Raw genomic sequence first — 26059 nt, 5'->3', positions numbered from 1 at the left:
TTTACCGCCTATTTTCGAATTTATAGCCTATTCCAAATACAGTGGCGATTAGATCGCCGGCATCCAGCTTTTTACGAAGCCTTTGGATGTGAGTATCCACCGTACGGGTATCTCCCTGAAAATCATACCCCCATACGATATCTAACAATTCTGCACGTGTGTACGTTTTTCCTCGATGTCCAATCAGTGTCATCAGTAAATCAAACTCTTTAGGAGTCAAATCAACTGCGTGACCATCTTTTTGAACAAGACGTTCTTCCACAATGATCTCGATATGCTCAAGCCGAATCACTTTCCGCTGATCATCATGTCTTTTGTTCGCTTGATCAACCCTCCGGAGGATTGTCCGTATTCTAGCAACTACTTCCCGCAAATCAAATGGTTTTGTTATATAATCATCCGCGCCGAATTCCAGTCCGAGTATTTTATCCGTAATATCCGATTTCGCGGTAATCATCATGATCGGTAAATTATGACTTGCCGTTACCTTCTTGCAAATATCCAGCCCGCTTTGGTCCGGCAGCATCCAGTCGAGAAGCAGGAGATCGGGTTGAAATTGCTGAAGCTCCATCATTCCCTCGGCTCCACATGCCGTCGTTTTCGTTTCGAACCCTTCCATAGAAAGCCCGTATGATAGTAAGTCAGCTATTGCCGCGTCATCTTCAATGATGAGAATTTTTGCTTGATTCATCGTAACCCCCGTTTTTTTTGTAAGGATCATCCATACCTTTCCCTAAAGCCAATGTCTCAATTAATGAACATTCAAATCGTAACAAATTATAGTTCGTTAAGCCCCAAAAACGCAGACTTGAAATGAGAATAGGCTTCTTTTGGGATTATTAAAATGACGGATTAGCCTCATTTTTCAATATAGCAAGCAGATGTCACTATCGTTTGATCAATTTGTAAACAAAATGTCACAGGATTGGTTTGTGACACTTTGTTTACATCGTGATCAAACTTTGGCGACATCCTCCCGATATAGTGGAAACACATTGCGACAAATGAAACCAGCACTAGTGAGGAGGAATCGAATTTGTCAGATCGTTTCAAAATGCCGGATGAGAACGGCAATGAAAAGGAGAAAGGAACGGGCAGCGGACACAGACGACCGGAAAACGCCTTCTCGAATGGACGAGGCAACCCACAGGGAGCCGGGCGTCTTCTGGCGCTGGATGCTGCGAGAGGTTTGGCGGTTATCGGTATGTATTTGCAGCACTTTGCATCGAAAGAAAGGATTACTACCATCGTTTCCGGAAACACAACGTTATTGTTTGTACTCTGCGGCGGGATTTCCTACTCCATCATGGCTCAGCGCATGAAGAATCGACAAAAGGATACAACCGCCTTTTGGGCAAAGATGCTGGCTCGCGCGGTATTCGTCTATATTATGGGATATTTGCTCATCATGTTGAATACCTCTTTCGGAGTGATTTTGCCCGCTTACGCTGCCATGTTCGTCTTAGCATTGATACTGGTGGGTCTTTCAAACCGCACACTCGTTACGACTACCGTTGCACTGATGTTTCTAGCCCCCCCACTTATGCTTCTGGGCATGAGTGCCCTATCTGGAGCATCCCTGCTTCGAGACGTTGCCGGCGGTCCGATGTCCACCCTAGCGCTCGCCCCTGCTTTCGTAGCGGGTATGGCAATCGGGAGCCTTGACCTGACCAAAAAACGAACCGCATTTTTACTAGCGATCGGCGGCCTCATGTTGCTCATTATAGGTAAGACACTGGCCGCTTATGTCCTCCCTGAGCTTAGCCGTTCATTTGAATCGTGGCTTGTCACTGTTCAAGGTACCGCCGCTATGCCAGACCCGTATGCCATCTGGCCGCTTAACATGGAACAGCCGATGTGGCATATGCTTCTATGGACGGTTCCGCATAGCGCTTCAACGTTCCAGACGCTGACCGGGCTCGGGTTTGCACTGCTGGTAGTGGGAATCGTATTCCTCGTACCCAAGAAAACCAACGCCATATTGGTCCCTTTTGCCGGAGTCGGACGCGTGGCGTTGACCATGTATGCGGCTCAGTTCGTCGTCGTTTGGCTGCTTACGCTATCAAGAATCGACTATAGTTTGGATGGAGTTCCCCTCGGTGATCTGCTAGTTGCCATGATAACATTGGTAGCAGGCTGGTTAATCTCACGGCTGCCCCATGGTCCGCTTGAGTCATCTATGCGACATTTTGACCGGTTGTTCAGTGTCCCTCGCTCGATAAATGCACCGAAATAGGAGCTCCTTACTAGAATCTATTGTATGGAATTTTGCTAAAATACCCCACCTATCGGTGGGGTATTTTATGGTTAAAGACAATTGGAACCACACGTTAGCTTTGTGTTCGGTATTATATCTTCGATCCCCCTGACGGCGGATTTGAATTGACCGTCCAACTGAATGTGAACAACAGGACCAGACAGAAGAGCTCGTGAAAGCCGCGCATGGCGTTTGTCCATATTCCAGGGCAACTCGCGGCAATATCGATGTGAAACTGGTCATAAACGGACAGCCTATCTAAAAAACACATTCTTTTTTTAATAGCTTGTCGGTAAACCATTATTCTAAATTAGACCTTTTTTGTGTCATTAAAAATATGGGGGGGTGTTCTTTTCAGCTTACAAAAAAAGACCCCTGGAAAAGGCTTTGATCCGCATGGCCGGTTATGAATACTGGTAAGATAGTATCCTGTCGTTTTATTTTGACTTCAATACATTTCCATATATTATAATATATAACAGCTAATGACTTTTAAGAAAGTCATCCCTATACGTTTCCGGTCAAAGGTGATTTTATGAAAAAGGCTGCTGAAATAAAAAATTCCCGCACCGGCCTCAATCACTCTCTCCCGTCCTGCTCCGCTCAGCCTGACCGCTGCTTTCAATCACTCCCTGATGCATAAATCCCCAGCCACACATATCCGCGAGTATTGTGCTCAGCGTACGCCCGTGATCGGACATCGAATATTCCACTTTGGGCGGAATTTCCTGATAGATTTTGCGTACGATCAAGCCGTCGCGCTCAAGCTCGCGAAGGTGATTGGTCAGCATCCCCTGGGTAACCGACGGAAGAAGCTTCCTGAGTTCTCCGAACCTCTTGGTGCCCTGATGAAGCAGGATAAACAAGATCAGCGGCTTCCACTTGCCTCCGATCACATCCAGCGTGGTCATAATTCCTTCAGTCGTCCCCGGTTGTCTATCATTTAACGGCATCCGATTCCCCTCCGTCATTCGTTTTTGATAAGTTCCTTTTTTCTGTTACTTTATCAAATCGGCCCGTTTAATAAAAGTACTTCTCTTTTTCGTACATAGTCTTATTTTTCGTACTATGCGCAGCAGTTCAAGGTATGATTTTACAGACTAAGTCCGATTAAAAATCCTACTTCTCAAAAATAAGAATCTAAATAATAATGAGAGAGTGATTCGGATTATCCCACGATTTCCAATTTACTTTGAAAGGATGTTTGATTATGAAAATAATGGTGATTACGGCTCATCCCGACTTAACAGCTTCCAGAGTTAACCGTGCTTTTGCCCGCAAAGTTTCTACCGTCCCCGGCGTCTATGTACGCGACCTTTACCGGGAATATCCCCAATGGACGATTGATGTGGAAAAAGAGCAGCGGCTGCTCACTGAACACGACCGGATTGTTTTCCAGTTCCCTCTTTACTGGTACAGCTCTCCGGCCCTGCTGAAAAAATGGTTTGACGATGTGCTCACCTACGGCTGGGCGTTCGGAACGGATGGCGTCCATTTGACGGGAAAAGAATTTATCGTCGCCACGACAACGGGCGGTACCGAAAATCAATATCGTTCCGGAGGTTCCAACTGGCACACGCTAAGCGAGTTTATGAAACCGATTCAGAGCACGCTTGAGAAATGCAACGGCGTTTTTCTCCCCGTATTTGCAGCCTATCATTTGTCGGATGCGCCCGAGGCGGAACTTCAGGCGGAAGCCGACCGTTACGCGAAGCATATCGTCAGCCCTCAAGCGGACCTTGCCAATTAACCTGAAAAATAGAGAACAAGTTCGTACGAACTTGTTCTCTTTTCTTTTGCTTGGATATGTACAGCCAAGTTCGGTACCACACTTGTGACGCTTCCCGCTTGAGCGCTGCGCGGCGAGCCCAGGAACAGTGTGACTCTTCAGCCGTGCTGCGCTTTATTGGTATAAAGTGACAAGTTCGGGGCAATCTACAGGCAAGTTTGCGAGAAGGAAGGAGGCACACGCGTGAAGCTATTCAGACACTTATTCCATATGAACAAAAAAAACGCTCCGGCTCCGGCTCCAACTCCAACTCCAGCTCTGTCACAAGAAACGGTGGATACCGTCACCATCAAATCCTCCCTTGCGGAAAATGCACGGTACCTGGATCAGGCTATGTTTCATACCGATGACTTGGTGAAGCTCTCGCTTACGTATCAAAACCAGGCTCTGCTGCTCTGTTATCTCGATCCGATGTGCGATGAGGTTAAAATCCGGAGCTTCATTCTGAAACCCCTGACGGAGTCGGAGGAAGAAAATCTGGCCGACGTGTTCACCGCTCCCAGGGTTTATGCGCAAACTTCGCTGGACGAAGCCGCGGATGCTCTGCTGCAGGGGCAGGCCGTTCTTTTCAAGGAAGGCAGCACGGAGTGCTATTCGATTACGGTCAATGCGGAAGTCAAGCGGACGACGGAAGAGCCCGAGAACGAAAAAACAGTCCGCGGCTCCCATGAAGGTTTTGTCGAAAATATGACGGTTAACCTGCATCTGATCCGCAAACAGATCAAAAACCGCCATCTCGTCATCCGCCGGTATACGCTCGGCAAAGAAAGCCGCACCGAGGTCGCCGTGGCTTATCTGAACCATGTCGCCAAGCCGGAGCTCATTCTGGAAATCGATAAACGCCTCCGTACTATCGCGGGTGCCAATACACTGTCGACTGACCTGATGGAGGAATATATCGAAGACCGGACGCTGTCTCCTTTCCCCCAGATTCTGACGACAGAGCGTCCGGACAGGGCCGCCGCCAACCTGCTCGAAGGCCGAGCTGTCCTGATATCCGCCGGGACCCCCAGTGCGCTGGTCATGCCCGTGACGTTTTTTTCGTTCTATCAGTCCCCGGACGATTATTACAGCCGCACGCTTGCCGGCTCGTTCATCCGGTTCATCCGGCTGCTGAGCTTCGTCATTGCGATTACGCTGCCCGCTTTTTATATCGCGGTCATTACGTTTCATTACGAGGTTATTCCGGCCGAGCTCTTGTTCCAAATTAAAGGAAGCGTGGAGATAGTGCCTTATCCGCCGCTTCTGGAAGCCATGTTCATGGAGCTGACGCTGGAGCTGCTGAGGGAGGCGGGAATTCGCCTGCCGGGACCGATCGGACAAACGATCGGCATCGTGGGCGGTCTTGTAATCGGGGACGCGGTCGTGCGGGTCGGACTCGTATCGTATCCGATGATTATCGTCGTCGCTCTCACCGCCATTTCTTCCTTTATCGTCCCTTCTCACGAGATGAGCGCATCCGTGCGGCTGCTCCGATTTGCCGTCATGATCCCGGCTGCCCTGCTCGGCTTTATCGGCATCGTTTTCAGCCTGATTTTCATCCTGATCCATCTGTGCAAGCTGGAGTCGTTCGGCACTCCGTACCTGGCACCGGCGGCTCCTTTCCGCCTGAAGGACTGGAAAGACACCCTTTTCCGTTTCCCTCTATGGAAAAAAGACAACCGTGTCAACATGGCAAAACCTTCGGTGAAGAAGGACAACGCGGATTCAAAGGAGCTGCAGGAGAATGACACACAATTCGAATAAAATAAGTCCGAAGCAGATGCTTTTTCTCGTTCTCCAGACCCAGATCGGCGTCCAAGTGCTTTTCATGCCTTCCCGGGTACAGGCGTTTGCCAAAGGCGACGCGTGGATGTCGGTCTTGCTCGCCGGTTTGTTCAGCCAACTGCTTATTCTGATGATGTGGGCCCTGAACAAACGCTTTCCCTCGGCTACTCTGTATGACTTTATGCCCCGCTTGACAGGCAAAGCGGCCGCAGCGTGCCTTCAGGTCCTGTATATCGTTTATTTTACCGTCCAGAGCAGTCTCATTCTGATGTTTTTTTACGAAGTGATCCGCGATTGGGTCTTTCCCGAAACGCCGGAATGGCTCATTACCGGTCTCATGGTGCTCGCCTGCATTTATCTGACCCAGGAAAATCTGCAGATCATCGCCCGGTTCTTTCTGCTGGTCAGCATCGTGATTCTCGTCATGATCTTTATATCCGTGTATGCTTATACGCATTCCAATCTGCTGTATATTTTCCCGATCGGGCAGGCCGGATTTCTCCCGGTTATGCGGGGGGCGCACGAAGCGATGAATACGCTGACCGGCTATGAATGGATTCTTTTTTGTTATCCCTTCGTGGAAGGGACACCCCGGCGGAAGCTGGCTGCGGCATCCGCGGCCAACGCTTTCTCGACCCTGTTGTACACGTTTCTCGTCTTTACGAGTATCGTTGTATTCAGCCCTTCCGAGCTTGGCCTGCTGCCCCATCCGGTTCTGTATATGGTTAAAGCGCTGACGTTCACGATCATCGAACGTCCCGACCTGTATTTCCTCTCCGCCTGGATCGTCGTGGTCGCGACGTCCATTATGGCTAGTCTGTATATGGCTTCGACGGGTATCTCCCATTTGTTCGGCATGAGCAACCACCGCAAGCCTGTTCTGTTTACGGCCGTCGCGTTCTTGGCGATTGCGCTGCTGATTCATGACCAGGGTGTGATGAGAACTTTGGGCAAAATCTTTTCGCTGTCGAGCTATTTTTTCCTGGGCTGCGTTCCCCTCCTTTTACTTCTGATTTCACTTGCTTTGCATATTCGCGAGGGAGGGAGGGGGCTCGTAGAATGAACCGATTTTCCAAAACCGCGGCAAGCCTGCTGACTCTTCTTCTGCTCAGCGGATGCTGGGATCAGCAGCTTCTCAAAAACTCCCGCATCATTCATATCGGCGGATTCGACCGGGGAGAAGGAGATGAACTGAAAGTTACCGTCGCCTTTCCGGACGTATCCAGTATTGAAGGGGGGCGAAGCGAAACCAACGAAATACACACGGTAACGAGCAATACGACTCAGCAGGCCCGCGGATTTCTCGATCATGAAATATCGGGGAATTATTCCCCGTCCAAGCTGCTTGTGCTTCTGCTCGGCGAAGAATGGGCGCGCGCCCAAAATATTATGCCTTACATGGATGTGTATTACCGCGATCCCAAAAGCCCGTTGAACGCCCGCCTTGCGGTAGTCAACGGAACAGCGGAAGAATTGATCGGCTTGAAAAAGGTCGGAACGAAACTCCTCGGACGCTTTCTGGATGCACTGCTCGAAAACATGGAGGACGGTACCGTCATCCCGCGGGTCAATTTCCAGTCGATCGGCCCTGTCAAGCCTGGACAGGACTTTGCCCTCCCCTATGTGTCGATTCACAACAAAAAGCCCGTTGTTCAAGGTGTAGCGCTGTTTCACAACAATGTAATGACGGCCTCCCTCTCCTCGGAAGAATCTCTCATCTATCTGCTTCTCAAGGGACAAAAGGGAAAAACGGCGCGCCTCACCCTTCCCGTGAACATCGAGGAGGAGGAAGAGCACGTGACAAAAGCGGACCGCTACATTACGGTCGATCTCCATAAGTACTCGCGGAACATGAAAGTGGAGCTGACGGAGAGCGGCGGAGTCAGAGTCAAGATCCGGTTGAAAATCAATGCCGCGGTTATCGAGTACCCGCTTGACCGGCTGAACAAAAAAGAGACGCTTCAGAAACTGGATGAAGCACTTTCCAGACTGCTGACTGCCCGGGCCAAAGCCATCACGCGTAAAATGCAGGAAGCCAATCACGACGGATACAGTATAGCGCTGAGGCTGATGGCTTTTCATCCGGAAGCCTGGAAGAAGATGAACTGGGAGGAAGACTACAAGGAAGTGCAGTTCGAGCCGGACATCCGGCTGAAAATCGAACGTAAGGGAATTACGTTCTAGGGGAAATGTTTTGCACGATTAACCGTAATAAAAAACCAGGAAACTCTAGGAGAGTTCCTGGTTTCTTCATGAGGTCGTACCGCTTCGAGCGCGGCTGAACCGAGCCTCGTCGCTACACGATTCCGGCCATGGAAGCCCGCTGAAAATCGGCCAGGCTCACACTCTTGCCGCCGTTCAGCCGCGATTCTTCCGCGCCGAACGCCATCAGGTGGCTCTGCAGCGAAGCGGAGGCGGATGTCCGGCTTGTGCCAGGGGCGCGGCCGTATTCCCGGACGTCCTTCAGGAAGGAGGCGACCATGCGCTCGTCTCCTCCCCCGTGCCCGTCGCCGGCGATGTTGCAGCGGACCTCGACCGCTTCTCCGGTAGCGAAACGATGCAGGGTGTAGGAGCCTGTGTCCATATCGCCCAGGATCTCGCCGCGGGTCCCCATGATCTGGACCCGTCTGCCGCCGCCCTGGGTAAAACCGGACATCGTGAAGGCCGCGGTCGCTCCTCCGGCAAATTCCAGGTTCACGACCTGATGATCCACGACGTTGTTATCGCAGCGGTACACGCAGCGTCCGAACGGACCTTCCTTCAACGCCTTCACGATGCCTTCGTGGGACAAGTCGTGTGTCATGTAACGCGCCCACGGATGATCCGGCGGCTGAATGTAAAGCTTGAGCGCGGAGAACGGGCATTCTTTTTCGACCTCGCAGCCTTCGATGCATCTGTCGGTCGATCCCGCGGGGGCGTTCTCCTTCTTAAAATGAAACAAGGAGCCGAATGAACTGACGCTCTTGCACTCCTCGCCCATGAGCCACGAAATAATGTCCAGATCGTGGCACGATTTGGCCAAAATCATGGGACTGGTTTCTTCCGCACGGCGCCAATTGCCCCGCACATAGCTGTGGGTCATATGGGCGTAACCCACATTTTCGGTCAGTTGGACGGACGCGATATCACCGAGCTCTCCGGCATCCAGGTGCTGTTTGATTCCCGCCCAGAACAGGGAGTATCTCAGAACGTGGCTGACGACGAGAAGCCGGTCATGGGCTTTGGCCGCCTCGACCAGTTGCACGCACTCTTCCAGCTTGGGAGACATCGGTTTTTCCAGCAGGACGTGATAACCGAGCTCCAGCGCCTTCATAGCCGGCACGAAATGCATCCGGTCCAGCGTGCTGATAATCATAATGTCGGCGATTCTTCCCCGCTCGAATGCTTGCTCCCATGACGAATATACATAGTCGGGCTTGATTCCGTGTATCCGCGAGATGAGTTTCCGTCTGCCTTCATCGGGCTCCGCTACGGATATAATGTTAAGCTCGTGGGGATATTTCTCCGCGTACGGTCCATAAATGTAACGTCCCCTGCTTCCGGCACCGAGCAGTACCGCTGTTAATGCTGCCACTTTACTTCCTCCTCTTGCTTCGGCTTATGTTCCGATTGTACAAGAGAGAGACTTCGGCCTAAAGAGATCGTTGGTTACTTTCATATACTTCTGTTGACGTATGTGCCTGCCGATCAGCCGCTGTCGCCGCTTGCCCGCCGGCTCCGGTATTCCTGCGGAGTGGATTCGTTCTGCTTTTTGAAAAAACGGATAAAAGCCAGAGCCGAATTGTAGCCCAGCATAGAAGCGATTTCCCCTACCCTCATCGGACTGCCGAGCAGCAGCTCCTTGGCCTTCAAATTCCGGTAATCGTTAATGTAATCGGACAATCCGATCCCCGTCATTTGTTTATAAAGCCGCGACAGGTACGAGGGATTAAGGCCGACGTGGTCGGCAATGGCATTCAGCGAGATATCTTTCGCGAGATTGGCTGCTATGTAAGTATGTACCCGCTGGACAAGCTCGTCCGGAAAATGAGCCGCCTGCTCGCCGTTCCAATCGAATATGAGCTCCGCCGTCTGCAAAAAATACGCTTTGAGTTCGGCTACGGTCGTATCCGCTTCACAGTGGAACAACGTCGACAAATCGTGGCTGCTGTTCAGGTACGCCCTCAGTTCCTCATTTTTGTTCATATAGGCCAAAAAGACGGCGGAAAGCGAATGATACACTTCTCTTTTCCGTTCAAACGGCCATTCGTCACTTTCCCATAGATCGCTGATTTCCTTGTACACGTTAAAAAATTCGCAGCGGTGGCCGTTCTCCAGGCATTTTCCGAGCAGTTGCACGCGAGCGGCCGTAAAAAACTCGCTCCGTTTCTGCGCGTGGCCGGTTTCCCCGTGATTATCCGACGCGGGTTCCGTTAAAATGATTTCATTTCCGAGGCCCGCTCCGAACAAAAAGGTATATTTCAGCTCATGGAATTTGTCGGAAATATCGTCCCAGGGAACCGGATTTTTGCCCACCACAAAAGAAACCGGCAGTTTCAGCAGATTTTTGCAGGCCCGTTGGATCGTTTCAAGAGCATTTCCCACGAAACGCCGCGTACTGTCCCAGCTGTCCCCGGTAACGTCCGTGTCTGGACACGATGATTCCTCCGGCTGAATAAACCAGGCGATTTTCACCTGGTCGTACACATAGGTGTACACGCGTGCACCCGGCGACAAAATCTCTTCCGCGATATTTTGGACGGCATACACGAAGAGCGCTTTGTCCGGCGGCGTCAGCATTTCTCGCCACACGTCCACTCTTCCCAGAAGCAGCAAAACCGGCTCTTCCCCTTGAAGCGGAATGCCGATTTCCCGGAAGTGCCGGTCAAGCTGCTCCCCGGCCGGCCTTTTTCCCTGAAGCAGACTGCTCACATATTCTTTTTGGAGAGAAGGGAGCGCCCGCTTCATGCTTTCCTCCGCGCGTTCAATCATCTCTTCACGCGCTTTCTCTTCATCGAGCTTGTCGATCGCCCGGGTTACGGTGGCGATGATTTTCTCGTCGCTTTCAATTTTCAGCAGATAATCGAAGCCGCCGTATTTAACCGCACTCTGCACATATTGAAAATCGTTATAGCCGGTCAGAAAGATCACTTTGCACGAAGGCCAATTCGTTTTAATTTCCCGGAGCAGACCGATGCCCTCCAGCCCGGGCATTTTAATATCCGAAATGACAAGGTCGATCCGCTTGTTCCGCAATACTCCCAGCGCCTCTTCTCCGGAATACGCGGTATGAATTTCCAGGGAAAGCTGCGAAGTTTCTTCGAAAAGATCCTTCAGACCCTCCACGATAATCGGGATATCGTCTACAATCAGCAATCGGTACATTCGGTCTCCTCCTCTAGCTGTTTCCGATGTGAATGCCTGCTTTCAGGCCGCCCAGCTCCGATCTGTCCACCGTGATCCCGTAGCCCTGTCCGTAGCGCAGCTGGATTCTCCGGTGAACGTTCACGAGACCGGTCGTCTCTTCAAGCTCGTGATTTCCGTCCGCAAGACGTCTGCGGAGTTTGCCGAGTTCTTCGTCCGTCAAGGTCGTACCGTTGTCTTCCACATAGATGGTAATGCCTTTGGCGTCCATCCTGCTCCAGATCCGGAGAAACCCGGCGCCGGGCGTGCTTCCGAGCGCGTGTTTGTAAGCGTTCTCTATAATCGGCTGTAGGATAAGCCGGGGGACTCGCGTGTCAAACTCCTCTACCTCGAACACCGCTTCAATGCGGTCCCCGTAGCACACTTTTTGCATATCCACATAGGTGCGCGAATGGTTGATTTCAAGCGAAAGCGGAATTTCATCTTCGTCGTTGCGGGTAATAAAATGAAAATAATCCCCGATGTACAAGCAGAACTGGTACGCTTTCTCCTTATGCTCCGATTTAATCAGGCGGCACAGGACGAAGAAGCAGTTATACAAAAAGTGCGGATTAATCTGGGATTGCAGCCGTTTCAGCTCTGAACGCTGACTGCGGATTTGCTGCTCGTAATTTTGCTCGATCAGCTCCCGCAGCGAATGGATCGTCTGATTGAACGCATGGTACAAATACCCGAATTCGTCGTTGCCCCGGTCGACCGGAATGAGCTCCAGCCGGTTTTGCTGGACGCGTCTGAACGACTGCACCAGTTTTAACAGCGGCCGGTAAATCAGCCGGAACAGGAAAAACGAGAAGAACAGGACCACCGCAACCGCCAGAACGCACGCCCACCTGAACCATACGCGATAAGTCTGGATGGGGCCAAGCAACGTTTTTTCGGGAATGCAGCTGACCGAATACGAGTTCCACAGGGCCGAGTAGTTGTACACCGCCAAATACCGGTCGCTGCCTACGGTAATCGTCTCGTAGCCCTGTTTGTTCCCATCCGCGCTTTTCTCCCCGATAAAAGCTTTCGCCGCCGTCAGCAGCCGCGGGTCATTCCCGCTCTGAAAATTCCACCCGCGATCCGTGTTGATCAGCAGGGTTTCCCCGCCGAAGGAGCCGCTGATCTGCGCCAGCGACTGCCTGATCTTGGCCGTCGACAGCTCGACGCCGATGACGTACAACGGCTCCCGGGTCGAATTCGACGGCACCTGCATGCTCAGGAACAACCGGTCGTCCCAGAAAATAAACGGCTCGTCGGCCCGCTTATTCCGCAGCTGGAGCGCTTCATATTCCTCCAAATCCACGAAGGTATCGTACTTGACGCTGAGCAGCGTCCGCTGAATAAGCGGCACATAAGCTTTCACTTCCTGAATAAACGCGCTGGAATCCTTGGTCAGATTCAGGCGCTTCTGAATACCGAGTATTTTTTCGGAACGGTCGTAATCCGACAACTCATTCCCCATGGCCGCGATTTCCTGCAAATCGCTGTCCGTGACGTAATTCGGGAGAAACCGGTTGATCCGGTCCGCTTCCTTGTCCAGCGAATCCAGATAATACCGGGTCGTATTCAGGATGGACTGGGACCTTTCCTGGCGGATGCTCTCCGACCCCTTTTCGTTAATCAGCCAGGTGATGGCCATGATCGGAATCAGGGCGGCCATAAATACCGCCATAATTTTTTTGAAAATGGAGGAGTCCTGCAGGCTGAGATTGAGTTTCATGAATACCGCTCCCCTTACGCTTGAATGCCCGTCCCGTTATTCTTTGACACTCCCCATCACAATTCCTTTAATGAAAAAGCGCTGAAGGAACGGATACACCAGTAGAACGGGAAAAGCGGCGACGAAAATCTGGGCGGCTTTGCTGGTGCGGTCCGACAGTTTAACCAGCAGTTCGGCGTCCTGCGCTTTGATAAACCGGAAATCCATGTTAATGATAATGGTTTGCAGGAAGGTCTGCAGCGGATATTTATCGGGATGGTTCATAAGAATCATACCGTCAAACCAGCTGTTCCAGTGGCCGACCACCGTGAATAAGCCCGTCGTCGCCAGTGCGGGAAGAGAAAGCGGAGCATAAATCTTCCACAAGGTCGCAAAATGGCCGGCGCCGTCGATCCGGGCCGATTCCTCGAGTTCCTTCGGCAGACTCCGGTAAAAGTTCAGCAGCAGAATCACATTAAATACGGGCAGGGCACCCGGAAGAACCAGCGCCCAGACCGTATCGATCAGGCCGAGCGTTTTGATCGTCATGTACCACGGAATAAGCCCACCGCTGAACAAAATCGTAAAGACGAAGACCCAGACGTAAAAGGTGCGCATGCGGAACACGCGGGGGTCCTTAGACAACGGATACGCCGTGAGGATCGTCAGAAACATGCTGATCGCCGTACCCAGCACGACCCGCTGGACCGAGATCCAGAACGCCCGCAAGTATTCCGGCTTGCCGAACACGTTATCGTAGGCGGCCGTCGTAAAGTCGACGGGCCACAGCAGAACCTTCCCGGCGGAGGCCGCCGCTCCCGAACTGAGCGAGATGGCCAGGATGTGAATAATGGGCGTGAGGCACGCGAAAGAAATCAGGGCCAGGAACACGACGTTTCCGATTAGAAACAGTCTCCTGCCCATGGTCAAGTTGTGGCGCAAGGCAATCCCTCCTCAGAAGATCCGGTAATTGGCGAAACGGTAAGCAAGCAGGTACGATACCGAAATCAGAACGAAAGAAACGATCGACTTCAGAAGTCCGACCGCCGTAGCGAAACCGAACTGCGACTGCTGCACCCCCATGCGGAAGACGAACGTGTCGATAATGTCCGCGCTTTCATAAACTTGAGGGCTGTACAGATTGAAAATCTGGTCGAACCCGGCATTGAGCACGTTGCCGATGTTCAGCGTAAGCATGAGCACGATAATCGGCATCATTCCGGGAAGCGTGATGTAGAGGGTCTGCTTCCACCGGCCCGCTCCATCCATCTCCGCAGCCTCATACAGCGACGGATTGATGCCGGTAAGGGCAGCCAGATACACGATGGTGCCGAAGCCGAACTCCTTCCATACGTCCGATACGACCATCACATAAGGAAACCAGGCGTTATCCCCGAGAAAAAAAACGGGCTTCATCCCGAAGACGCCGAGAAGCTGGTTGACGATCCCCGACGACGGCGAAAGCACGTCGATCAGAATGCCGCTCAGCAGCACCCAGGACATAAAATGCGGCAGGTAGACGAGCGTCTGAAACGTCCGTTTGATCCACTGCCTGCTCAGTTCATTGAGAAGAATGGCGATCGTAATGGGCACGATTAAACCCGCCGCTATTTTCATCGTCGCAATAAACAGGGTGTTGAAAAAAATTTGTCCGATATCCGGGTATTCCATCAGGAAACGGAAATTTTTCAATCCCACGAAAGGTGAACCGAACAGCCCTTTGGACGGGATGAATTTCTGAAAAGCCATCATAATTCCCGCCATCGGGATATAACTGAATATAATCACGATAATCAGACCCGGCACTACCATCAGATGAAGAGGCCATTCCCGCCTCCAAGTCCGAAACCTCGTATGCATACCCTCACCTGCCTTATCAGCTTCATGTAGATAGAAAAAGAGGGATCGCATCCTTTCCGATCCCCCTTGAAGGATTTTGACTGAACTCACCCGTACGGGCGGCAGCCGCCCTATTTGTTCTTGTTGTACCAGTCATTGACTTCTTTCGTGATCTCGTTGCCGCCCATGCTTTTCCAATCCGCAACGAATTTGTCGAATTCATCCGCCGACACCTGATTCATGATGATTTTGACAAACACTTCATCCCGCTTTTTGTTCAAAATCGCTCCTTTTTCCACCATGGTCGGAGTCGGCGCTCCGTAAAACTTGTTCTGTTCAAACTGGTTGTTCTTCTTCATTTCCGGATACAGCGAGACGGCGCCATGGGGTCCCGAAATCAAGTATTCCCACCAGAGGCTCGTATCTCCGTTAACGTATTTCATGGCGCGCCCGTAGCGGGTCTTCTGATCTTTCGTCTGCAGCTTGCTTTCGTCTTTGTTCGCGATCGCATCGGGAAGCACTTCCCCGTTATTGTTCGTCTGGTTATTGACGAAAATCGGGTTCAGCAGCCAGTAGTTGCTCGATTTTTCCACTTTGTCTTTGCCGAATTCGTACACCTTGCTCTCTTCGCTCTGGCTGTTGTTCACGACGATCCAGTGGTTCAGCAGCTTGATGACCGCCTCCGGATGTTTCGCTTTCTTGGACACGACGTAGTACTTATCCACGCCCAGCCCGATTTGGGACTTGGCGGGTTTGCCGTCCGAGGAAGGAAGCGGGAACACGCCCCACTCCTGCACGACTTTGCCGTCCTTGACCGCTCCGCTCGCCAGTTGGGCCGGCATCCATTCCGCCCCGTAGACCATGCCGATGCTGTCGTTATACAGCATTTCGGAAGCTTTAGTCGCATCCTTGACCGCAAACTCGGGATCGATCAGGCCTTTCTTGTACAGATCTTGAAGACCTCGCAGCGCGTCTTTCATCTGCGGCTGAACATCCCCGAACTGGAGCTTGCCGGTTCCGTCATCCAGCCACTGGTTCGTGTAGGCGTGATATCCGTTCAGGAAACCCGTGATACCAAGGGCGCCGTCGAACAGATTCTTGTTGAAGGCCAGGCCGTAAGCTTTTCCCGTTCCTCCGGGGTCCTTCGTTTTAAAAGCCTCCGCGATTTTGGCAACGTCCTCCATCGTTTTCGGCTCGGGCAGGTTCAATTTCTTCAGCCAGTCCGTCCGCACCCACAAGAACTGGGCGTAATAAGGATTGGATGTCGAGGGAATCGCCATCAGCTTGCCGTCGAACGTGGCCGATTTCATCTGGAGGCCGCCGTCCATGGTCATCATTTTCTTTGTGTTTTCGGTGGCGACCTTGTCGTATACGGGTGTCAGATCCATGATCATGTCCGCTTCGATAAGCTGCTGAAGCTGCGCGGCATCTACGGGAAAGAAATCGGGAATCTCGTTGGAAGCGATGGACATTTTCAGCTTTTCCGCGAACTGGCTTCCGTCCGCCACCCATTTGTTGATGATTTTAACCCCGGTTTCTTTCTCGTACGCCGCGTAAACCGCATTGTTGTCAAAGGTTTCGCCCGGATCGAATTTCAGATACGGATCGCTTGCCCGGACCGTGGATACCTCCATGACTCCGCCCGTTTCCGGCGTTTTCGCCTCTTCGGGCGCTGTGCCGCTGCATGCTGTAACCGTTAACATCGCGGCGATGACGGCAGCCGGCAGCAGCCCTTTATGTCTGTTTTTTCTGCTCAATGCAATCCCTCCTGGGTATTGTTCCTGTGCGGGCCGCTATGACCGGCCTCTCGTTCCTTGCGTAGCTTAAGTATAAGAAACGGGGTGCCGTGCTTCCATATACTCCTATTTACATTCGTATACACCTCTTGACTGACCTTTGTTCAATAAAGCGCCGGGCACGCCGGGCTATGCCGCATAAAGCCTCGGATCTCCGCTTCTTAACGGCTTTGCTCCCCGTTCCTATCTTGTGTGAACTCACCCAGTTTTTGATATTGTAGAACGGGGGCGAATAACTTAGAATGATGAAGGAACTATGCGGTCGAAGGGAACTAGAAAATGTCTATAAAACGATTATCCGCCCTGTTTTTAGCTGTTATTCTGGCCATTTTGCTCATCAATGACAGCGTCTTTTATTATTCCACGAAGAAATCCCTAACGGCGAACATGGAAACGGAGCTGTTTTCTCTTTCCCAGCAAATCCAGTTAAGCATTGACCACGTGGAATATTCGTCTCAAGCCCGGGATAAACTCTTGTCCGATTCGTTAAGGCAAGTGTCCCTCGGCGTCAAAGCCGCTCTGCCTTCCCGTTACCGGGATATCGACAACAGCATGCTGGCGGATCTCAGAGTCAAATATAACGTAAGCAATCTTACCTTGTTCGCCCAAATCGGGGATGAGATTGTCAGCGTCCGTTCTTCGGATCCCAAGGAAATCAACCTGAATGCGAAATATTGGGGCAATTACCGGACAGCGCTCGAACAACTGTTCAGACTGGAAACGGTTACCGTATCCGAAGGCACCACGCTTCAGAGCTTCTGGGCGGGTAAAATATCGGGTTCCGCCTCCAATCCCGGTTCAAAAAGAAACAAATTCGGCTTCTACTACGACGGAACGACCGACTATATCATTAATCCGACGATGAACAGCTCTCTCATCGAGCAGTTCGATCAGAATGACGGTTCGGAGTTTATCGTTGCGGAGACGTTAAAGAACAACAAAAGCCTGCTCGAAATTACCGGATTCAATCCGCGTACCTTCTCCAAGCCCGATGACGATCCGAGCTTTTATACCGTAACGAACGGGTCCAAAAACATCCGGTACTCCGAACGCAAAATTTTGTTCGGCCAGTACAATAGCAGGTCGCCGGAGGACGTCTCCTTGATCGAACAGGCAGTTAAACTCGATAAGCCGATCTTTTTCCCTACGAAAATCAACGACAAAAACGTGCTGAAAATTTTTTATCCGGTTAAGAGCGAACGCGTTCAGTTCCCTTACGTAATCGGCCTGGTCAACGACATGGAGTATATTCACAACTCCTTGAACAAACAGCTGCTGAATTTCTTCCTCGTCATCGTTTCGGTTTCGATTGCCAGCCTGATCATGGTCTATTTTATTTACAAAGGGGTTAACCGGACGAAAGACGCCGTCGCCCAGACGATCCAAGAGAATTATACGGATGAAATGAACAGTCTGATGGTCGCGATCAAAGGACAGAATCACGATTTTACCAACCATTTGACCACGATCAGCTGTATGGTCCAGTTAAAAAAGTTCGAAGAGACCAAGAAATATATCCACGAGCTTGTGGAAGAAACCAGACTCGTCAACAGCATCGTCCATGTCGGGCATCCGGCCCTCGCTTCCCTGATCAGTTCCAAGATTACGCAGTCGCAATTGAGAAAAATCAACTTCACTTACGAGCTGGACTTGGCGGACGATCTCACGAGCATTTCCGGACTGAAATCCGTCGATCTCGTGAAAATTTTAGGTAATTTGATCGACAACGCTTTCGACGAAGTGAGCGGAATGAACGTGGAGCAACGGAACGTGCATCTTCTCGGCTATACGGAAGAGAACCAACTGATCTTCAAGCTATCCAACCATATCAGCAAAAGCTTGTCCGAGAAGGATCTGCAGGCCATGTTCACAAGCGGTTACTCCACGAAAAAAGACGGCGTCCACAAAGGCCTCGGTCTGGCCATCGTAAATCAGCTTGTTCAGCGGTACAAAGGAACGGTCTCCGCTGAAATTTCCGGAGCGAACACGATCCAATTCACCGTGATTCTGCCGATTTATTCCTAATCCGGAAGAACGAAAGATACGGATTGGACGGCCGTGGCCTGTGTCGCAAGCTCCGCCGTTCCGCCAAAAAGAAACTCGGCCTGCTACCTGCAGGCCGAGTTTCTTTTCGCTTAACGGTTCAATTCGTGAAGGGCGGCTTCGTACTTGCGCATTCTCTCTCGGTCTTTGGAGGTCGGTTCCTTGATGCGGGTCATGTCCATGTTATCGTGAACATCAGCCAGTTTGACCTCCCGGGCAAGGGGATTTTTCTTCGCCCTCCGGACGAAGTCCAGGTAATCCTCGCCCGGCTCCCGGCTCAAAGCGGTCACCGCTTCAATGATGTCCGGCGAGAACCCTTCCCGCCGTAAATCTTCGGCGCTTATCTCCGAATCCTCCAGAACGTCATGGAGGACAGCCACAATACGCGCATCGGTTGTCTGGACGCTCTGCATAACCCGGAGCGGGTGCAGAATGTAAGGCTGGCCGGCTTTGTCGGTTTGTCCGGAATGGGCCCGGGCGGCTATAATAATCGCTTTTTCCAAGGTGCTCATTTTTTCGCCTCCTCCCTGATCCTGTGCTGTAACCCAAATTATACCACGACCGTCCCTTAATCACACGGCACTCACTTACGACTGGAGGCGAGTCCGCTGCAAACCCGTTTGTAATGCTTCATCGTGTGGCGCCTGTTTCACGCGTTTTACCTCTTCCTTATCCTTCCTGTATACTGTCAATGAACCTTTTATTCATACCGTTACAGGAGGAACCGGAATGATTAAGCGTCATATCGACAGACTGGAGCAACTGCTACCATTTCCATATTTTGTATCCTTCTTACGATGAAGGGGCCGTTTCCCCTTTTTATCTGCTTTCTCTGGAGGAAATCGACGAACGGAAAGCTTATTTCTGCAGCGAGGACATCCTGCTCAGCGAGCATTTCGAAGAAGACGAAATCGCACGGCTCGATAAACGGATCCGGCCTTACTACAGCAACCGAAAATGGCTTCCCATCGTGCAGCTCGCCGGAGGCAGCCTGTATCTGATGCTGGATTTCGATCCTTCCGAGCAGGGCAGGGCGGGACAAGTAATCGCATTTGTGCATGACCCGGACTTCATTTACTATGCGGCGGACAGCTTTCCGGAGCTGCTGGATATTTCCAACAAGAACCTCGAAGACTGGAAAGAAATCGATTATTAAAACGCGAGACCGGGCCGGCCGGCCCGCTCTACAGTCGGCAAAAAATTAAAAACGGAGTGCGGAGCCTGAGCTCGAACACTCCGTTTCGTTTGTTTCAAGGCAGGGCTTGTCCCGCTCCTACGCTGGCTTTAATCATTTGAATGAACCGCTCCGCCGGGGGCGACAGAACCTCATCTGTACGCGTACATACCGCGATGATATTTTTTAACCGGATGTCCTTCACATATACCCGGGCCAATTCCCCGCGCTCCACATGATCCCGGACGACCAGCGAGGAAATAAAGTTCGTCCCGTACCCGGCCATCACCGCGCTGATCGTCTCATTCAAGCCGTTGAACTGCAGGGCGATCTGGGGCGGACTCACGTTATGCACCCTGCATAAGGAAAAAAGCCACTCCCGCGTCGAGCTCCCCTCTTCCCGCATAATGAACGGCTCCTTCACCATCTCGGCCAGTGTGATGTGCTCATTGGCATATTTGTGACGGGCGGGCACTACGAACCACAACTCGTCCTCGAAAAGCTCCTCCCAATGGATGCCGGGCTGCCTTTCGCCCGCTCCGCCGTAAACGGCAATTTCGGCTTCGTAATTGAGCAGGCTGTCGAAAGCGCCCCGGGAATTGGTCGTCGTGATGACGAAATCTACTTCTTCATGGTCCCGTTTGAATTTGGCGACCCAGGCCGGGAGCAGGAAATTGGCCGGCAGATAGGTGGACACGAGGCGGATCGCACCGTTTCTTCCCGACGTATACCCGTCGATAAAAGCTTCCATTTCCTCTTCCAGGGCAAACAGTTTTCTTGCATATTCCAGCAGCTTCCGTCCGGCATCGGTTAAGGAAATTCCTCTTCCCCGGGCGGCGAAAAGCCGCATCCCGATTTCCTTTTCGAACCGTTTGATCTGGGAAGTGACAGCGGGCTGGGAAATTCGAAGCGCCTCGGCCGCTCCCGTTATGCTCCCCGATTTGGCCGTTTCGTAAAAAATCCGCAGAGCGTGAAGATTCATGTCGCACGCACCTTCTCTTAACTAAAATTTATGCTTTAATAAAAATTATATATTTTATTTATGGATCAATCCAGCATACAGTAGAGGTAGATTCCAATACGAAAGGAGTTTTACCCTTATGACGCTTTCAAATGAATCCTCCGAAGTCCGTAACGAACCCGCCCGGCCGGACCTGTCCGGCAAATGGTCGCATGTGGATGCCTGCCTGAACGAATGGCTTGTCCCTGCCGATCCCGTCATGACGGAGGTTCTCGCAAACAACGCCAGAGCCGCCCTTCCGCCCATTGATGTGGCGCCCAACCAAGGGAAACTGCTCCACCTCCTCGCTAAAATCCAAGGAGCCCGCTCCATCCTGGAAATCGGCACGCTTGGCGGGTACAGCACGATCTGGCTGGCGCGCGCGCTTCCCGAAGACGGCAAAATCGTCACGCTCGAGTACGATCCTCACCATGCGGAGACGGCCCGCCAAAATCTGAGCCAGGCGGGCGTGAGCCATCTCGCGGAGCTGCGGGTCGGCGAAGCGCTCGGGTCGCTGGAGCAGCTTTACGCGGAAGGGGCCGGGCCGTTCGATCTCATCTTCATCGACGCGGATAAACCGAACAACCCCGATTACTTCAAATGGGCGCTGAAGCTGTCGCGCCCGGGCAGTCTCATCATCGGGGACAACGTCATCCGCGACGGGGAAGTCGCCAATCCGCACAGCGAAGACCCGCGCGTTCAAGGGGTCCGCACCTTCCTTGAGCTGATCGCGGCCGAGCCGCGGGTTACCGCGACCGCGTTGCAAACCGTCGGCAGCAAAGGCTACGACGGGTTTGTCCTCGCGCTGGTGACGGCCTAATTCAAGCGGAGGTTGTTCCGCTGCTGTACAGGAATGACTCCCGCGAAACACCCGGGTCCGCCCAGCCGATCAGGAAAGACCGGTCAAGGCAGGCCCTTTCATTGTCCGCAGCGCTTGCTAGGCGTGCCCGTAATAGTTTTGGTAGCGCAGCATATTCCGGTAAATGCTTTTATCCTTTAATGTTTTGAATCCTTGAATTTTGGGCCGGGGGTTCGCTTCCAGAATCCAAGGGTGCAGGTTAGGGTCCAAACCGACGTCCAGTCCCACTTCTTTAATCCGCGGAAACGTTTTATTGAGATGGCGGGCCGCCCTGAGGCCCAAACTCCGCAAGGAAGCCTTGTACCGTTTGATGTCCGCCACATGCTCTTTAAGAAGAACCTCAACAGGTTTGGAAGAGCCGCCCCTTGTGGCGGAGAAGATGAATCCCCTGCTGAATAACGTACGGGGATTTTTTAGTACGTCTCCGGAGGGCCGTTGCCTTGCTGTCAAAGTCCCGAAATTTCTCCACAAAGGTATGAAGCTGAAAGCGGTACCCGTCCTCTTTGCGCTCTACCCGGATAACGCCGCTGCCTCCCGTACCGCTGTTCGGCTTCACATATACCATTTTATACGTATCCAGCATCTTTTTTAATGTCCCTTTACTGTAAAGCCGGGTTTCCGGAACGTTCCGGCTGATTTCTCCGTGTTTCCGTAAAGAATCGGATACGTTCTGTTTGGTCGCATAGCCTCCCAAGTTCATCCGTCCTTTCTTGATTTGTGGCATTAGTCTATGGATATGCCAAGATCTCGCCCTTGCTTGTGCGCATACCCACCCGGGCTTTTCCGATTCAGCCGGAGTTCCTTAAGTAAAGCGTTGTTTCTCCATGGCCATACACGAACAATCGCCTGATTAGCGGCAGTAAAAAAAGTGTAATCCAAGATAGATCGAAGTCCGGTTAAAAGATCATTCGCGCAAATCCGTCCCCTTACCGGGGATGACCCGCGTAGAAGAACCCTTACATTGCCCTGCAAAAATGAGGTATACTGAACTGGCAATACTTAGCCTGAGGAGACTATTGGCATGAAACCCTTTGACGATAAATGGTTGTTTGAAATAGCCTACGAGAACGCGCCATTTGCCATGGGCGTTTATTCGCTGGCGGAAGACCGCTGGTTACGGGTCAACCCCTCCTTTTGCCGCATGCTCGGGTATACGGAAGACGAGCTGGCTAAACTCTCCGACAGGCGGATCACTTACCCGGAAGATATCGCGCTGTCCTGCGCCGATCCTTCCCTTTCCCACTTCGAGAAAAGATATGTGCGCAAAAACGGCGGGATCGTCTGGGCTGCCGTCGGCCTCTCCCCGCTTCCTGCGGAATCCGCGAAATCTGCCGCTCTTCTGGTTCAGGCCGTTGATCTGACAGCCAATAAGATGCGGGAAGAGCAGCTTCTCGACAGCGAACGCAAACACCGTCTCATAACGGAAGCTTCGCTGGACTGGATCTCCAGGCACGAGCCGGACGAGCTGGCGACCATGACTTATTCCTCTCCCATCTGCCGAACCATTTTCGGCTATGAACCTGAAGAAATGGTCGGGCAGGGGGCTCTTCCTTTGATTCATCCCGAGGACCAGGATAGAGTCGTTTTATTTCTGGAACAGAACCGGAATACGGAGGGCGACAAAGTAACGTTCCGGTTTCGCTGCAAAAGCGGCGATTACGTCTGGCTGGAATCGACTACCCGCTACACATACGACAAAGACGGGAATCTGAATGAGATCATTTCCATATCCCGCGACATTACCGAGCGCAAAAAAGCGGACCAGCAGCTTCAAGAAAGCGAACAGCGCTATAAATCGTTATTCGATCACAACCCGGCCGCGGTGTATTCCATGAACCTGGACGGCGATTACTTGACCGCGAACAAGAATCTGCAGAAAATTACCGGCTTCACGCTGGAAGAGCTGATCGGGATGTATTGGGGGCCGATCGTCGCTCCTAAAGACCTGCCCAAAACGCTTCACCACTTCGAACTGGCCAAACAGGGCTTTCCCCAAAGCTATGACTTGACCCTTATCCATAAAGACGGGCATCCCGTCGAAATCAATTCGACGAATATTCCGATCATCGTCGATAACGAAGTCGTCGGTGTCTACGGCATCACGATCGATATTACGGAACGTCAACGATATCTCGCCCAGATCGAGAAGCTTAGCAGCGAATATACGCTAATTCTCAACTCGGTGACGGAAGGTATATTCGGCGTGGACTCCTCGGGCAACGCGATGTTTATTAATCCGGCCGGGGCGGAAATGCTCGGATTCGTCCCCGAGGAACTCATCGGCAAACCGTATCTCGGGATGCTGCAAAACACGTTCGGCACCCCGGCCCAACAATCCGAGGATGAACAGGTTATTTACCGCGCCATCCGGGAGGGCCGCTCCTACCATAACAAGGAAGCCGTGTTCTGGCGCAAGGACGGCTCCAGTTTCCTCGCCGACTATCACGTGACGCCGCTAATCGATAACGGGGAGCTGCGGGGCGCCGTCGTCGTCTTCAAAGATATTACGGGCGAGAAAGAAATCATACGGGCCAAAGAATCCGCGGAAAAAGCCGATCAGGCCAAGTCCGAGTTTCTGGCCATCATGAGTCATGAAATCCGGACGCCGATGAACGGAATTATCGGGATGGCGGATCTGCTGGCGGAAACGGAGCTGTCGGAGGAACAGCAGAGCTATGCCGACATTATTTTGCAGAGCAGCTACGCTCTGCTGCGGATTTTGAACGAAATCCTGGATTTCAGCAAAATCGAAGCTGGTAAAATGGTGGTTAATCACGAGCCTTTCGATGTCCGCTCCGTTTTGGACCATGTCGTGGAGCTGTTTCATCCGAAAGCCGCGGAGCGCGGCATCCGTTTGACGTACGAATTGGACGGCGGCATTCCTTCGACACTGATCGGAGACGAGGGCATTTTGCGGCAGATTATCGTAAATCTGGTCGGGAATGCGATCAAGTTTACGGAGAAGGACGGCCATGTCTCCCTCTCAGCCAAGCTCGACAAAATGCCCGGACGCAGCGATGCCGTGCTGCAATTTTCCGTCCGGGATACGGGCATTGGAATTCCTGCCGACAAGCAGAGCCAGCTGTTCCAGTCCTTCTCGCAGCTCCACCCGACCATTAATCGCAAATACGGCGGCACGGGGCTCGGGCTTGCCATCTGCAAGAAGCTGGTGGAGCTCCTGGGCGGAGCGATCGGCGTCGACAGTCAGGTTAACGTTGGTTCCACGTTCCATTTCGTGCTTCCCTTCGAGCTGCCCGGTGAATCGCCTGCCCCGTACTCCGTTCCGGAAAAAACGCAGCGCAGCAAACCGGCACCGGCGTCAACGCTCGTAAGCGGCAGAGAAAGCGGCGCCCTTCCTCCGCCCGAGTTCGGTCCGATGAAACTGCTCGTTGCGGACGATAACCCCGTAAACCGCCTGCTGCTGATTACCCTGCTCAAAAAACTCGGATACGAAGCGGACTATGCGGAGAACGGCGCGGAAGCGCTCCAGGCGGTCCTCTCCGACACCTACGATGTGGTGTTTATGGACCTTCAGATGCCGCAAATGGACGGCTTCGAAACGACCGCGGCCATCCGCCGGTTGAAAGGAGACGCCTCGCGCCCGGCGATCGTGGCGGTTACCGCTTTTGCCCAGAAAGAAGATATGCAGATGTGCCTCGCTTCCGGGATGAACGATTTTATAAGCAAGCCGGTGTTTGCGCCGGAAGTTGAACGCGTCCTGAAGCTATGGTCGCCTCACCGCAAGCAGGACCAAACCTGATCCTCCAAATCTTGAACATCTTCGCCCCGGCGAAGGTGTTTTTTTGTGATTGCCTTTTACATCTGGCTTGAATACACATCCCACACATGGACCAAACGGTCCTGTTGACAAGTGAACGTGCAGCGCATATACTGAAAATATAAACAATTAAGATAACTTAACAATTAAGGTGATGACATGGACGAACGCTTATACCAGACCGTAAAGGAGATTAACGAAGCCGAATACACGGCCAACTTGCTCCTTTTACAAGAGTACAACGAGCTCCTGCAAGCAGATCTGACCTCCAAGCAAGCGGTCGTTCTGGAACACATTCACAAACACAAGCGTTTGACGGTCAAAGAATTGGCGGACCTGATGCTGATCACTTCCAGCGCGGTTAGTCAGCTCATCGGCAAACTCGACAAGGAAGGCTACCTCAAGAGAGAAATTAACCCGAACAACCGCCGGGAAATTCTCGTCGAGCTCGATCAAGCCGGATGGGATTATTTCGAACGTCAGCAGAAGGTCGAGAAGAGCATCGCGGAACGCTTTTATTCCAAACTGGACCCTGAGGAATTAAGCGCGCTGCGCAAAATCACGTTCAAGCTTCAAAAAATTATCGAAGCTGAACTAAGGTGACGTCCTGCGTCCCTTTTTGTCCAATATGTAAGTAATCTTAATTATTACGTTGACTTAATTATTTTTA

At 52.0% G+C, this 26059-nt stretch carries 20 protein-coding genes and 2 pseudogenes; 11 read left to right on the top strand and 11 right to left on the bottom strand.

Annotated features, from left to right (window positions below; all coding sequences use genetic code 11):
- Position 1: 1 nt before the first annotated feature.
- Complete coding sequence (locus ABH899_RS10925) at positions 2-691, bottom strand: response regulator (RefSeq protein ID WP_369996096.1); 690 nt, start codon at positions 689-691, stop codon at positions 2-4.
- Between the two features lie 345 nt (positions 692-1036).
- On the opposite strand from ABH899_RS10925, the gene ABH899_RS10920 reads away from it, so the two are divergent.
- Positions 1037-2236, top strand: a complete 1200-nt coding sequence (locus tag ABH899_RS10920) for a DUF418 domain-containing protein (protein ID WP_369996094.1) — start codon at positions 1037-1039, stop codon at positions 2234-2236.
- 172 nt (positions 2237-2408) lie between these two features.
- Positions 2409-2519, top strand: a pseudogene (locus ABH899_RS10915) (organic hydroperoxide resistance protein); the annotation flags it as partial.
- 313 nt (positions 2520-2832) lie between these two features.
- On the opposite strand, the gene ABH899_RS10910 reads toward ABH899_RS10915, so the two are convergent.
- Entirely contained in the window at positions 2833-3210 is a 378-nt protein-coding gene (locus tag ABH899_RS10910) for a winged helix-turn-helix transcriptional regulator (protein WP_369996093.1), read from the bottom strand.
- Positions 3211-3467: 257 nt separating this feature from the next.
- On the opposite strand from ABH899_RS10910, the gene ABH899_RS10905 reads away from it, so the two are divergent.
- From ABH899_RS10905 to ABH899_RS10890, 4 genes are all read left to right on the top strand, one after another.
- Positions 3468-4007 (top strand): NAD(P)H-dependent oxidoreductase, encoded by a 540-nt coding sequence (locus tag ABH899_RS10905; protein WP_369996091.1) that lies wholly within the window; start codon positions 3468-3470, stop codon positions 4005-4007.
- Positions 4008-4229: 222 nt separating this feature from the next.
- Positions 4230-5792 (top strand): spore germination protein, encoded by a 1563-nt coding sequence (locus ABH899_RS10900; RefSeq protein ID WP_369996089.1) that lies wholly within the window; start codon positions 4230-4232, stop codon positions 5790-5792.
- On the top strand, positions 5773-6876 hold the full coding sequence (locus tag ABH899_RS10895) for a GerAB/ArcD/ProY family transporter (protein WP_369996088.1): 1104 nt from the start codon (positions 5773-5775) through the stop codon (positions 6874-6876). Before ABH899_RS10900 ends, ABH899_RS10895 begins: the two co-directional genes overlap by 20 nt.
- A complete protein-coding gene (locus tag ABH899_RS10890; RefSeq protein ID WP_369996086.1) occupies positions 6873-7997 on the top strand; it encodes a Ger(x)C family spore germination protein in 1125 nt (374 codons plus the stop codon). Before ABH899_RS10895 ends, ABH899_RS10890 begins: the two co-directional genes overlap by 4 nt.
- A 112-nt stretch (positions 7998-8109) precedes the next feature.
- On the opposite strand, the gene ABH899_RS10885 is transcribed toward ABH899_RS10890, so the two are convergent.
- The 6 genes from ABH899_RS10885 to ABH899_RS10860 all read right to left on the bottom strand — a co-directional run bounded on the left by ABH899_RS10885 (position 8110) and on the right by ABH899_RS10860 (position 16496).
- The gene (locus ABH899_RS10885; RefSeq protein WP_369996084.1) at positions 8110-9387 is read right to left on the bottom strand and encodes a Gfo/Idh/MocA family protein; all 1278 of its coding nucleotides are present in this window, start codon (positions 9385-9387) and stop codon (positions 8110-8112) included.
- Between the two features lie 113 nt (positions 9388-9500).
- Complete coding sequence (locus tag ABH899_RS10880) at positions 9501-11177, bottom strand: response regulator (protein ID WP_369996082.1); 1677 nt, start codon at positions 11175-11177, stop codon at positions 9501-9503.
- A gap of 13 nt (positions 11178-11190) precedes the next feature.
- Positions 11191-12921, bottom strand: coding sequence for a histidine kinase (locus tag ABH899_RS10875; protein WP_369996081.1), 1731 nt, complete (start codon positions 12919-12921; stop codon positions 11191-11193).
- A 36-nt stretch (positions 12922-12957) separates the two neighbouring features.
- Positions 12958-13824: a carbohydrate ABC transporter permease gene (locus tag ABH899_RS10870; protein WP_036740554.1), complete on the bottom strand. Its 867-nt coding sequence runs from the start codon at positions 13822-13824 to the stop codon at positions 12958-12960.
- A 30-nt stretch (positions 13825-13854) separates the two neighbouring features.
- Complete coding sequence (locus ABH899_RS10865) at positions 13855-14760, bottom strand: ABC transporter permease (RefSeq protein WP_009674108.1); 906 nt, start codon at positions 14758-14760, stop codon at positions 13855-13857.
- A 110-nt stretch (positions 14761-14870) separates the two neighbouring features.
- On the bottom strand, positions 14871-16496 hold the full coding sequence (locus ABH899_RS10860) for an extracellular solute-binding protein (protein WP_369996079.1): 1626 nt from the start codon (positions 16494-16496) through the stop codon (positions 14871-14873).
- Positions 16497-16814: 318 nt separating this feature from the next.
- Between ABH899_RS10860 and ABH899_RS10855 the strand changes: the two genes are divergently transcribed.
- Positions 16815-18560 (top strand): sensor histidine kinase, encoded by a 1746-nt coding sequence (locus tag ABH899_RS10855; RefSeq protein ID WP_369996077.1) that lies wholly within the window; start codon positions 16815-16817, stop codon positions 18558-18560.
- A 110-nt stretch (positions 18561-18670) separates the two neighbouring features.
- Here ABH899_RS10855 and ABH899_RS10850 read toward each other — a convergent pair whose 3' ends face one another.
- Entirely contained in the window at positions 18671-19090 is a 420-nt protein-coding gene (locus ABH899_RS10850) for an HD domain-containing protein (RefSeq protein ID WP_369996075.1), read from the bottom strand.
- 269 nt (positions 19091-19359) lie between these two features.
- On the opposite strand from ABH899_RS10850, the gene ABH899_RS10845 reads away from it, so the two are divergent.
- Positions 19360-19734 (top strand): SMI1/KNR4 family protein, encoded by a 375-nt coding sequence (locus tag ABH899_RS10845; protein ID WP_369996074.1) that lies wholly within the window; start codon positions 19360-19362, stop codon positions 19732-19734.
- A 94-nt stretch (positions 19735-19828) separates the two neighbouring features.
- Here ABH899_RS10845 and ABH899_RS10840 read toward each other — a convergent pair whose 3' ends face one another.
- A complete protein-coding gene (locus ABH899_RS10840; RefSeq protein WP_369996072.1) occupies positions 19829-20734 on the bottom strand; it encodes a LysR substrate-binding domain-containing protein in 906 nt (301 codons plus the stop codon).
- 118 nt (positions 20735-20852) lie between these two features.
- Here ABH899_RS10840 and ABH899_RS10835 point away from each other — a divergent pair, with 118 nt between their 5' ends.
- Positions 20853-21572 (top strand): O-methyltransferase, encoded by a 720-nt coding sequence (locus ABH899_RS10835; protein ID WP_369996071.1) that lies wholly within the window; start codon positions 20853-20855, stop codon positions 21570-21572.
- A gap of 117 nt (positions 21573-21689) precedes the next feature.
- Here ABH899_RS10835 and ABH899_RS10830 read toward each other — a convergent pair.
- Positions 21690-22311: pseudogene (locus ABH899_RS10830) on the bottom strand (YheC/YheD family protein).
- Positions 22312-22632: 321 nt separating this feature from the next.
- Between ABH899_RS10830 and ABH899_RS10825 the strand changes: the two are divergent.
- Together ABH899_RS10825 and ABH899_RS10820 are read left to right on the top strand one after the other, a co-directional pair.
- Positions 22633-25371, top strand: a complete 2739-nt coding sequence (locus ABH899_RS10825) for a PAS domain S-box protein (RefSeq protein ID WP_369996070.1) — start codon at positions 22633-22635, stop codon at positions 25369-25371.
- A gap of 177 nt (positions 25372-25548) precedes the next feature.
- Complete coding sequence (locus tag ABH899_RS10820) at positions 25549-25992, top strand: MarR family winged helix-turn-helix transcriptional regulator (RefSeq protein WP_009674103.1); 444 nt, start codon at positions 25549-25551, stop codon at positions 25990-25992.
- The last annotated feature ends 67 nt before the right edge of the window (positions 25993-26059 follow it).

The sequence above is a fragment of the Paenibacillus sp. RC84 genome, assembly GCF_041260495.1.
Taxonomy (GTDB): Bacteria; Bacillota; Bacilli; order Paenibacillales; family NBRC-103111; genus Paenibacillus_F.
Note: the sequence above shows the minus strand (reverse complement) of the source record. Positions and strands in the feature narration are given on the sequence as shown.